1 protein-coding gene is annotated in these 1,478 nt (G+C 38.8%); it reads right to left on the bottom strand.

The features are described from left to right. Nucleotides 1-1,305 (bottom strand): DHH family phosphoesterase (locus GMD1S_RS07655; RefSeq protein ID WP_000739980.1); only part of this gene is annotated, 1,305 nt, incomplete at its 3' end. Nucleotides 1,306-1,478 lie beyond the last annotated feature (173 nt).

The following is a 1,478-nucleotide window of genomic DNA, read 5'->3' as shown; positions in this document are numbered from 1 at the left end:
AGTGAACAAATCATAAAAATCTTTTGACAAAGTCAAAGCCGTCTTGGAATGATCCACCAGAATCAATAATGAACGGTTTGTAACTAACTTCATCGCATCTGTAAGAGATAAAAGTTTCGTGACATCTTCCTTCTTCAAGAACTGAATAGCACGTTTGATATCTGCTGGCATATGTTCTGCATCATAGACAGCATAACTGTTCTCAATAATATTACTTGCAAACAACTGCATACCGACAGCAGATCCCAAAGCATCCATATCTAGATTTTTATGACCGACTACAAAAACTTGGTCAACACTTCGAATCTTATCAGAAATGGCTGTCATCATGGCTCTGGTACGTGTACGAGTACGTTTGATAGATGCAGCAGTTCCTCCACCAAAGTAGACAGGATTCTTGGTTTCGTTATTTTCCTTGACCACCACCTGGTCACCACCGCGAACTTCTGCTAAGTTCAAGTTGAGCAAGGCAATTTTCCCTATCTCTTCATGGTTTCCATCACCATAAGAAAATCCCATACTTAAAGTTAGGGCTAGCTGCCTCTGTTTTGATTCTTCTCGGAAAGTATCAATAACGGAGAATTTATCATTCATCAATTCCTCTAGTACCGTGTAATCTGTGAATACATAAAAACGATCCATCCCCACACGGCGAGAAAACATAGCATACTTACTAGCAAATTCTGAAACAAAATTAGCTACAAAGCTATTGATATGGCTGATATCAGAGTCAGATGTCGCATCCTCCAAATCATCATAGTTATCTACTGAGATGACTCCAATGACTGGACGGCTAGTTACCAATTCGACAGTTGCTTCGTACTCCCCAGAAACATCAAAGAAATACAAAACACCCGAAGCCTTGTCCATATGAACAGCATATCGTGTTTCGCCCAAGGTAGCATACGAACCTGGATTCCCAACAGAAGCCTTGATGATGGTTTGAATTAACTCAACATCAATTTCGCCTTCTTCAGTAGTTAAAATCAGCTCAGCATAGGGATTAAACCATTCCACTTCTCCACTTGATAAGTCTAATTTCAGTACTCCCACCGGCATTTGATCAAGCAAAGTACTCAAGCTATTTTCGGCTTGGTGATTTACATATTGGATTTGTTCAATTTCGCTCTTTTCATACTGTTTTTTTTGCCAAACGAATAAAAGCAAATAAAGCAGTACAAATAAAAACAAAACAGTGATTGTTACAGCAAGATTATGTGAAAAAATAATCAGCAAAGTTAAGATTCCGAAAGTTGCAAGTCCTAGCAAGACTGCAGAAAACGGGATTAAATTATTTTTTTTCATTCTAAACCTCTTGCGCATTATTATATCACAAATGCCCTTAAAAAGCGACCCTTTAAAAGATGCAAGCCCTTCTTTCATGATTGATTTCTCTAACTTCAGACACAAAAGGAGGAGGGGATCATCACCCTCCTACCCACGTGTTCAGATCACTAACACCTAACGTTCCACGATAA

The sequence above is a fragment of the Streptococcus sp. GMD1S genome, assembly GCF_000296875.1.
In the GTDB taxonomy this organism is placed as follows: Bacteria; Bacillota; Bacilli; order Lactobacillales; family Streptococcaceae; genus Streptococcus.
The sequence above is the reverse complement of the archived record's forward strand: the minus strand, read 5'-3'. Positions and strand labels throughout refer to the sequence as shown.